Source organism: Microvirga tunisiensis, from assembly GCF_009296175.1.
Classification (GTDB): Bacteria; Pseudomonadota; Alphaproteobacteria; order Rhizobiales; family Beijerinckiaceae; genus Microvirga; species Microvirga tunisiensis.
Map to the genome: position 1 here is coordinate 1 of NZ_VOSK01000261.1, position 8,832 is coordinate 8,832.

Genomic DNA, 8,832 nt, shown 5'->3' on the forward strand with positions numbered 1-8,832 from the left:
CTATCTGGCGCGAAACGGGTTTACTCACATCCCGGCGCCGGCACAAAACGCCAAAACCCTCACAGGCGCTTCAGCGATGCTTGGTATACGCACTCTGCCATGCCGTGTGATGGGCTAAACTCGAGCTTAGTCAGTGAGAAATATGCATCCCTCCGGCTCTCCCTCCTCTCACCGGCTTCCCCACGCTCTCGACGTCCTTGAGCGGGTCGCCCTCGTCCTCTTCTACAGCTTCATGTCCTGGAGCTTTCTCAGCTCGTGGATAGAAACAGGAAGCGCTGCAACGCTAATCGTCCTGGCGTCAGAGGGGACCGTCCTTGCCTTCGTTCTGATCCGCCGCAGGACCAGCGACATCTCCACGAGTACGGCCGACTGGTTGCTTGCCTTTGCTGGAACGGTCCTGCCGATGCTGGTCCGCCCTGTTGCGGACGGTGGCATAGTACCGGTTCTCGCCTGCATCCCGATCATGCTCATGGGTTTCGTTCTGCAGATCTCCGCCAAATTAACCCTGCGACGCAGCTTTGGCGTGATTCCGGCCAATCGCGGGATCAAGGCATCTGGCCCCTACAGGTTCTGCAGGCATCCGATGTATGCGGGATACGTCATGACGCAGGTCGGGTTCCTTCTGATCAACCCGAGTCTCTGGAACTCCCTGATCTATGCTTGCGCTCTTGCAATCCAGATTGGACGTATCTTGGCTGAGGAGCGCCTGCTGTCGAAAGACGAGGCTTATCGCCGGTTCATCGTTGCAGTCCCGTATCGTCTAGTTCCATTGGTGTTTTAACGACATGGACGCGCTCTCGTATCTCTTCGACTGGAAGACCTTCCTCCTCCTTGGTGCGATCTTTGTTCCGCTCGAACACCTCTTTGGGATGCACCCTGAGCAGAAGCACCTCAGACGAGGCTGGATGCTCGACCTGATCTACGCCACCTTCAACGGCGCGATCATCAAGATTGGCTCCATGCTGCTCATCTATGCAGGCATCGTAGCCGGGCGCCTTATGATACCGGAGTTCGTGCGGGCCGCCGTCGGCTCACAGCCCTATTGGATCCAAGTAATCGAAGTGCTGGTGATCGCCGACATCGGCTTCTATCTCATCCATCGCGCATTCCACACCTTCCCGGCCCTCTGGAAGTTCCATGCTGTGCATCACAGCATCGAAGAACTGGATTGGCTCGCTGCCAACCGCGTCCACCCGATCGATCAGATCCTGACCAAAGCAGGGTCATTGATCCCGTGCTTCGCACTCGGGTTCTCCGAGGCGGCACTGGTAACCTACGCAGTGATTTACCAGTGGCATGCCATCCTGCTGCACTCGAATGTCACGGTGAGGATCGGGCCCTTGCGCTGGCTTCTGGCAAGCCCAGATTTCCATCACTGGCATCACAGCGACCATCGGGAAGCCTACAACAAGAATTATGCCGGCCAGCTCTCATTCCTGGATGTTCTGTTCGGTACCGCCCACATGCCGGACGGCCAGCCGACGAAGTACGGCTGCAGCGACAATGTCCCGGAGACATACGGCAAGCAGCTCTTGTATCCATTCCGCCAGATTCTTCTGAGAAGGCGGCGCAGAACTTCGAAGGCCGACATTCTTAGCACGGGCTCCTAGTTCGCCTGCGCCGGCAGAATTCGTCAGCCATATTGCTAAGCTTAAGATTGCTAATCCCAACTAGGCATATTCTGGTATCTAGCGAGACGGTATTCTGGACGGACCATACTGAGCTAGGGCCCGCCAACGGCCGGTGTCTGGATGCGCCGCTTCCGAAGGCCAGTTTGATAGGCGTCCCCGTCACGCTTTAGCCGAAAGTCCCGGCCTCTGGGAGTTGACGATGCCTTTGACCGATGAAGACAAGGCTTTCCTCGATCTCGCCTGGAAGATGTACAACGAGCAGGCCACTCAGGCTCGCCAACATGAAACGTTGAGATCCAATATTGCTACAGTTCTGTTCGGATTAGCAGCGACAATCGTAGGATTGCATCAGTTTCGAGCAGGGGAAGTGTTCTCAAATGTCGTGATTGCGGCGTTCCTGCTTCTGATCGGTATCTTCGGAATCCTGGTCTCTAGTAAGCTCTACGAGAGAAACAGGTTTCACGTCGCGCGACTTAGGGCTTATCGCCTGGCCATAGATGACAAGCTCAAACAACTGGGTATCGACCCGCTCTCACCAATCGGCGGGGCTGGGGACAGAGAGCATCGCAGGGGATATCGTCGACTAGAGCGCGTCAGGCTTAACGTTCTCTGGAACATGGCCTTTGGTTTCATTTGCCTGGTCGGCCTATGGTTGCTGATTGAACCGTACAAGCAGCAGATCATCGACTGGGTATCGTCGTTCCAGAAGACATAGACCAACCATGTTGGATCTACGGTAGGCAGTTGTTTGCCCGCCCCTCGGGAATTTGCTGGTTAGCCCTTTCAGAGCACAGAGCAGAAGATTCAAACCCTTAGAGCAAGAGAAAGACCTCTCCGCCGAGATCCACCGGGTCTCGTCGAAGGGGCCTTGCCCCCCGGGCCACGGGAAGCCCGCCGGTTCCAGAGATTCAATCTCGCAGCCCTGCTGCAGGCAAACCCCGACCAACCACGCGTAGCTATCAGCTGCTCTCAAACGCAGTCGGCTCGCGGTTAACGGAACCCCCGCTTGTCTTTGCCGACTGCCGTCAGGAGCAAGCTATGAAAAGCCTTCCGGTTATTTTGGATCGCCTTGATTGGGCTCTCAAAGCCCAGGGTGTCAACCTCAAGCGCAGTCAGGTCCTTGAGGTCGCTGCCGCAGCCTTCGGGCACCACAACTCCAACGAGACAACGGCCGCGGCGAAAGCCGGTCGACTGACGCCACCCAGCGTCGAGCCTCTTGGGGTGGTCGAGCTCGGGGACCAAACCATCGTTGTCGCTCGGGACCCGCTGGCTCGCGCGCCCTTCGCTATCGACGGTAGCTATCTGGAACAGGTCGCGTCGGAAGTGCGGGCGCATACCTTCGCCCCCTCCCCTTATGGTCATCTCCTAAACCTCTCTCCACTCTGGGAGAACCCGCTTCAGACCCTCACCGGGACGCTCGATACTCTCGGCGACCAGATGATCAGGCTCGACGTCCACGTGGCAGTCATTGAGCATAGACATGGTGAGAGCACCTACACGGCTCTCTCAAGGGAGCATCTCTACGAGCAACTCGCCGGCTTTTGCGCGAGCTACTGGTCCGAGGTGAAGGACAACGTGGGTCCGTCCGTCGATCCAGAGACGGCACCTGCCGAGCAGGTGGTTTCAGCCTATTTTGCCAACCACTTCAACGAACACTACTCTGTCACCAGGGATACACTCACTGTCCGAGCTTCCGATTTGCTCGAGCGTCTTCGTAATCAAACCCCGTGCGAGGACAAGCCTCCTGAGAAGCCTCTGGCAATAACCGGTGAAGTGGCAAACGACCCTATCACTGTTAGCGGCCCGAACCTTCGGGTCGATCTCGAGTGGATTGGGGAAGGTGAAGATGGCGACTACCAGGCCCAAGACCCAGGAGACACTCCTCTCCTCCGATTCGATGGCTTCATCAAAGACGCGTCCGGCGAGTGGGTAGAGTTAGAGAACTCCAGCTATTGCACTCAGCTGGACGCCCGGCTTCCGCGGGAGATGCGCCTTCATGCTGCAAACCTGATCCTAAATACTCTAGAGGATGCCCACGCATCTGGTGCCTCCTTAGAGCGCGTGTGCGAGAAACTATCGTGGCTCAATGTAGAGGCTGTGGAAACCTCAGCAGCAACGTAAGGCATCATTCCTTCGGCTCCGGCATCACTCAATGCCGAAGCCACTTCGCGTCCCTGTAGCTCAAACGGACAGAGCAACTGAGGATCCACTGAGAAGTCCTAATTGCCCAAGCCCCGGTCTAGCAGACGAAGGTGGAAGCAACCGGACAGCATCGACGGCGACCTGCTAGCGCCACGGATCCGACGAAGACAGTGATCCCGGTTCGAGCCCGGGCAGGGAAAGCCCCCTTTAGGAGATCGACATGTCCATTCTAGGAGACCACTACGATGCTCTCGGGATCCGGGAGGAGTTTGCCATAATTGACCAGAACCTCGCCGAACCAGAAGGCAGAGACTCCGAGGATGATACAATTCGGCCTGAAGCAGATTTGCTCCAGATTCACGAGGACATATGAGCTACAGCCCACCGTCACTTCCAGTTATCTGGATGCCCTCCTACACAGGCCGGCCGATCGACCTCGTCAATCCAATCGCCCAGGAAGTTGACTTTGCGGAGATAGCTCACGCGCTTTCCCTTGAAAATCGGTTCGGGGGGAACACCCAAAAGCCGATCTCGGTCGCTCTCCATACGCTCATCGGCTGCGCTCTAGCACCAGACAACCTTGTTGCACTGTTCGCCCTACATGATGCCGCCGAGGCACGCCTTGGGGATCGTTTGCAGCCCGAGAAATCGGCGACTTATCAGGTTGCTTGCGAAATGTTCGGCACTGATGCCGCGGACATGATCGAGAGGGTTCGCAAGGAGCTGGAATCCCGACACGATCGCGCTATCCACCAAGCCGCGGGGCTCGAGATTCCAACGCCCGAGCAGAAGGCCGCACTCAGGCGCATCGACTTGATGGTTCTCGCCATAGAGAAGCGTGACTTCCATGTTCCTCAGCAGCTGCCGTGGATGATCGACGCCATCCCCGATATCCAGCCGTCCTGTCCACCCTTTACCTGGATGCCGCCCGAAGAGGCGGAAGCCGAACTCCTTGCCCTGTTCAAGAGACATCTTCCTGCCCTCAATGGGAAGATGATGCTGGCCGCCTAGACGACCAATCCGTTTCATAACCAGACCCTTTATCCTGCTTATTGCGACGCCTACCAGGCCCGGACGCGCGCCCGCACGTCCGGGTCTTTTCATGTCTATCCTGACCAGACTTTTGATCCTTGATGGATCAAACCCCCTCAAAACACGCGGCTCCGGCGCATGCCGACCGGCCCGCCTGTTCAACCCGTCCGGCGCCTCGTCGACCGGAGGAGACCACATGGACAACTTCAAACTGCGGAATGGGCACCGCTATAAAGCCCTCGTTCTGGCCGTCGAAAGGCTGACGGAGCGCAATTGCGCGTCGCTCTACAAGGAACGCGCTCAGCTGATCCCAGATATTGCCAAGAACGCCTGGATCACTCTCGATGAGGCCAGCCGAGCGCACGACGGGTTCGAGTTGTTCCTCGCTGCCGGCGTCGCCAAGAAAAAGCGCGAACTCGCTCTTGAGATGAGCCTCGCCCGAGACCTCTTTGGCACGGTCCAGCTCAATTCATCCTACTCGACGGTTTGGCCTGCCCTCATGGAGGCCGTAGACAAGCCAGACTTCGTCAAGGTCATCTCCTCCACGCGTGCCCACATCGAAATGCCTGCCGAAGTCGTCCATTTCGATGTTTCAAATGGCACCGCCGTCCTGCCTCAAGCAACCCTCGCCGTAGCACTCACCATTCCCGTTGTGGAGGCAAAGCCCAATCAGGAAAAGCTTCGGAACCTCATTGAGATCGAAGTACCCCGGCTCGCCAGCGAGATCCGGGCTCGATTCGACACTCTTCCCTCGATCGCCCGCGAGATCGGCGCCTGTGATTCAGTCCAGGACCTCATCTCAATCTTCCCGGCCGCAGCAGATCTCCTTCGCCCCGCGGCGCGCGAGACCGACGCCAGCGCAATCGACACGCTCCACGCTCTCTCCTGATGACCTGAGGCTTTCTCAATGACCACCACCAAAATCAAAGCTACGCTCGGCGACAAGCTCCTCCGCAATGCTCCCAAGTTCTTCACAAACCAGACGTCGAGTATCATCGACGAGATGGTTCAGAACTCCCGCCGTGCCGGAGCAACCGAGATTTCCTTCACTCTGGTCGATGACACGCTCATCATCGCCGACAACGGGAAGGGCTTGCCGGCCGAAAAGGCAGGGGTCCTCCTGACCCTTGGCGGCAGCGCCAATGACGAAACGACCGAAGGCAAAGAGGATCCCGCCGGCATAGGCGTGTTTTCGCTTAGCAATCACGACGTCACGTTTGAGTCCCACGACTGGTCGATGACTGTCCCTAAGGAGGCTTTCGCGGAGAATGCAGAGGCCACTCTTACTACCGGACACCCCCGCGTCCAGGGACTTACCGTCAAGATCCATGGCATTAAGGCCGTCTCTGATTGGGCGCGGCTCCTCACGGGCCAGATCGTCCGCGAGGCCACACGTTTCAGCGGCCTGCGAACCCACATGAAGGGTTTCTCCCTGGAAAACGGCACCTTCGAACCTGAGAGCTTCCTCCGCACTGAAAGTGGAGGCTTCAGCTCAATCACCAGAACGGTTTGTGGTGTCACGATCAAGATCATCCGCGGGTATGGCTCCCATCAGGAGGCCCGCGTCAATTTCTTCGGCAAAGTGGTCACACACGGCTGGAGGATCAACTTCTCGCCGAATATCCCGACGCCTGAGAAGTTCGTCATGGTGGAGACAGTAGAGGGTCGGGCAAAGCACCGTGAGGTTGGCGTCGCCTGCACCATCCTGATCGATGTTCATGACACCAGCGTCCTCAAGCTCCAACTTCCTGAGCGGAACGCCCTCATCGCTGACGAGGGCCTCGCTCGCATTATTGAGGAGACCGACAAGCTCTATGTCGAGATGATGGGTAATCCCGACCTGCCGAACGGCATTGGACTGCATCACCCAATCAGAGAGCTCCCGGGCGGAGATAAGATCCCTGCTCCAACGCTCCCGATCCGGCGTCTTGGCTCTTCGGAATGGCAGAGCAGTTCGAGCTTCTCTGCATACAGCCAGGGCGACTATCTCGTCTTCGCTGAGAACAAGAAGGTTCCGGCGGCCGAAGCGATTGGCGTCTACGATAATACCTATCTGTGGTCGATCCTTGAGCCCTCGGAGGCGTCACGCGGACTTCGGAAGGAAGACCTTTTCTTCCGCGAACAGGACCTGCGCGCGGCATTTGGCGACAAGGCAAGCTTCGCCACCGATCTCGAAATCATCGTCAAAGCCAATGATGAGGAGACTACGATCCCAGTAGGCGAGCCCGGTGATATCGGGCTGGAGGAACTTGCACTCGCGATCGACGAGGTTGAGGCTGCTTACGACGAGTTATCCGACATTCTCGCCGATGATCTCGTCGCCCGTTTCACGGTCACCCACCCGGACGGATCCACCTCACATCGGAGTTTCCCAGTCTCTGCGGTGTACTACTCCAAGGAATGCAATAGCTGGGAGCCCGAGCTGATTATCCGGAAGGGCTGCGACCACGACGTTGTCTGGCGTATGCTGCAGGGCATCGACTACCAAAGCGATGACACGGATTCCGACAGCTACGACACTCAGGAAGCGAACGCGAAACAGACTTATGAAACTCTCGTCTCGCGGGTGTGTAGAACAACGGATCAGCTGTTTCAGAAGCATCTGAAGCAGGACATCCTCGACAAGTCTTACCTGCTGCCATCGCCCGAGGACGATGAAACGCATGAGACGACCCTCGTCATTTCGATAAAGCGGAACAGGCTGACCGGAACCGAAGTCACGGTCCAGGCAGCCTGACGGCTTAAGCCACTCGATACCCGAAGCAGTCTCCGGGCTCCCATGGGAACCCGGATGACTATGCACGGCCCTCCCTCCCATACGCCCGAGAATTCCATGCCAAAGTTTCACGTCGAACTCATTGAATACGCCGCCTATACGCGCTACAGCGTTACGGTTTCCGGGGCCAAGAACGTCAACGATGCATGTCGCAAGGCCCGTGAGAAGATCGAAGGCGACAATCCGCCGATCGGGAAGCAGGAGCACTGGGACGGCAATCGACCATTCGTCTTCTCCATCAACGGGGACACCGCGAAAGTTCCCTTCGCGCACGGCGAACTTGCCGTAACCCATCACAGGGTCGAAGCACTGGTGAAGGCAGCCCGAAAGGTCATTCGCCGGCGGTCCAAGGACAATCTCACTGAGGCGATTACCGAGCTCTCCAAAGCCCTGAAAGAACTAGACTGATGACACCGTCAATTTCAAATGCGCTGATGACCGCGGCCTTCCTGGCAACCCTCTACAGTTCGCGCGAGGGTGAGGACAAGGCCATTTCGAATGCCTTCAAGGTCATCAACGTCCTAGCCCGAAAGGCTCTCACGGAAGCCGGGATCGAACCGCATGACCCGGTCCGAATGCCGACCTTCATCCGATGGAACGGGAAAGCCGGCGGCTATGACATCGGACGCGTGCATGCCGATCCTCAGGATCGCACCAAGGACCGCGAAGAGGTGCTCGGCTCCGGACTACCCTACATGGAGGCCCTTACCCGCCTCATGGCCATCGAAGGTGACGCCGTTCAGAGGTCGGACATTGCCCCGGTCGCTGACCGCGCCCTCGACATTATCCACGACCATGTCATGGGCCGCGGTGACTGGGACGACCCAATGATTATCCGGCTCCTCTGCGAGTTCATCGACGGCAAAGAGATGCAGCAGTCCCTCGCCGCATGGCTTGAGGCGGACAAGGCGGCGGAAGAAGCGGAAGACGCGGCCGACGGCATGCCGGCAGATCGAATTCTGGCGACCTTCATTCCCCAAATAGTAGTCTTCGATCAGCCCGTTGAAATCGAGGGGCGCCGCCGGATCGACGTCTGTCAAGCGACACCGAGATTTACGAGATAAGGCGACATCCAGTTTTACGACGGCTCAAGCGTGAGCCCGCTGGAGAGCCTCCTCCAGATCCCGCAGGCGATAGCTGCGCCCCTTGATGTTGAGAACATGCGCTCGGTGCAGCAGGCGGTCGAGGATGGCCGTGGCCAGCACCTCGTCGCCGGCCAGCAGCTCGGTCCACTCCCGGATGCTCTTGTTC

General features: G+C 57.9%; 10 protein-coding genes and 1 pseudogene. 10 read left to right on the top strand and 1 reads right to left on the bottom strand.

Going from position 1 to position 8,832, the window contains the following annotated elements:
• Positions 1-142 precede the first annotated feature (142 nt).
• The 10 genes from FS320_RS32725 (at position 143) to FS320_RS32765 (ending at position 8,645) form a co-directional block, all read left to right on the top strand.
• Positions 143-781: a methyltransferase family protein gene (locus FS320_RS32725; protein ID WP_152716607.1), complete on the top strand. Its 639-nt coding sequence runs from the start codon at positions 143-145 to the stop codon at positions 779-781.
• Between the two features lie 4 nt (positions 782-785).
• Positions 786-1,610, top strand: a complete 825-nt coding sequence (locus tag FS320_RS32730; RefSeq protein ID WP_152716599.1) for a sterol desaturase family protein — start codon at positions 786-788, stop codon at positions 1,608-1,610.
• A 220-nt stretch (positions 1,611-1,830) separates the two neighbouring features.
• The gene (locus FS320_RS32735) at positions 1,831-2,346 is read left to right on the top strand and encodes a hypothetical protein (protein ID WP_152716600.1); all 516 of its coding nucleotides are present in this window, start codon (positions 1,831-1,833) and stop codon (positions 2,344-2,346) included.
• 323 nt (positions 2,347-2,669) lie between these two features.
• Positions 2,670-3,752, top strand: a complete 1,083-nt coding sequence (locus FS320_RS32740; protein WP_152716601.1) for a hypothetical protein — start codon at positions 2,670-2,672, stop codon at positions 3,750-3,752.
• Between the two features lie 241 nt (positions 3,753-3,993).
• Positions 3,994-4,146, top strand: a complete 153-nt coding sequence (locus tag FS320_RS45420; RefSeq protein ID WP_153885357.1) for a hypothetical protein — start codon at positions 3,994-3,996, stop codon at positions 4,144-4,146.
• The gene (locus FS320_RS32745) at positions 4,143-4,784 is read left to right on the top strand and encodes a hypothetical protein (protein WP_152716602.1); all 642 of its coding nucleotides are present in this window, start codon (positions 4,143-4,145) and stop codon (positions 4,782-4,784) included. Before FS320_RS45420 ends, FS320_RS32745 begins: the two co-directional genes overlap by 4 nt.
• A 217-nt stretch (positions 4,785-5,001) precedes the next feature.
• On the top strand, positions 5,002-5,694 hold the full coding sequence (locus FS320_RS32750; protein ID WP_152716603.1) for a hypothetical protein: 693 nt from the start codon (positions 5,002-5,004) through the stop codon (positions 5,692-5,694).
• A gap of 18 nt (positions 5,695-5,712) precedes the next feature.
• Complete coding sequence (locus tag FS320_RS32755; protein ID WP_152716604.1) at positions 5,713-7,542, top strand: hypothetical protein; 1,830 nt, start codon at positions 5,713-5,715, stop codon at positions 7,540-7,542.
• Between the two features lie 96 nt (positions 7,543-7,638).
• Positions 7,639-7,989, top strand: a complete 351-nt coding sequence (locus FS320_RS32760) for a hypothetical protein (RefSeq protein WP_152716605.1) — start codon at positions 7,639-7,641, stop codon at positions 7,987-7,989.
• On the top strand, positions 7,989-8,645 hold the full coding sequence (locus FS320_RS32765) for a hypothetical protein (RefSeq protein ID WP_152716606.1): 657 nt from the start codon (positions 7,989-7,991) through the stop codon (positions 8,643-8,645). The genes FS320_RS32760 and FS320_RS32765 overlap by 1 nt, the downstream gene beginning before the upstream one ends.
• 45 nt (positions 8,646-8,690) lie before the next feature.
• Here the strand turns inward: FS320_RS32765 and FS320_RS32770 are convergent.
• Positions 8,691-8,832 (bottom strand): annotated as a pseudogene (locus FS320_RS32770) (ATP-binding protein); the annotation flags it as partial.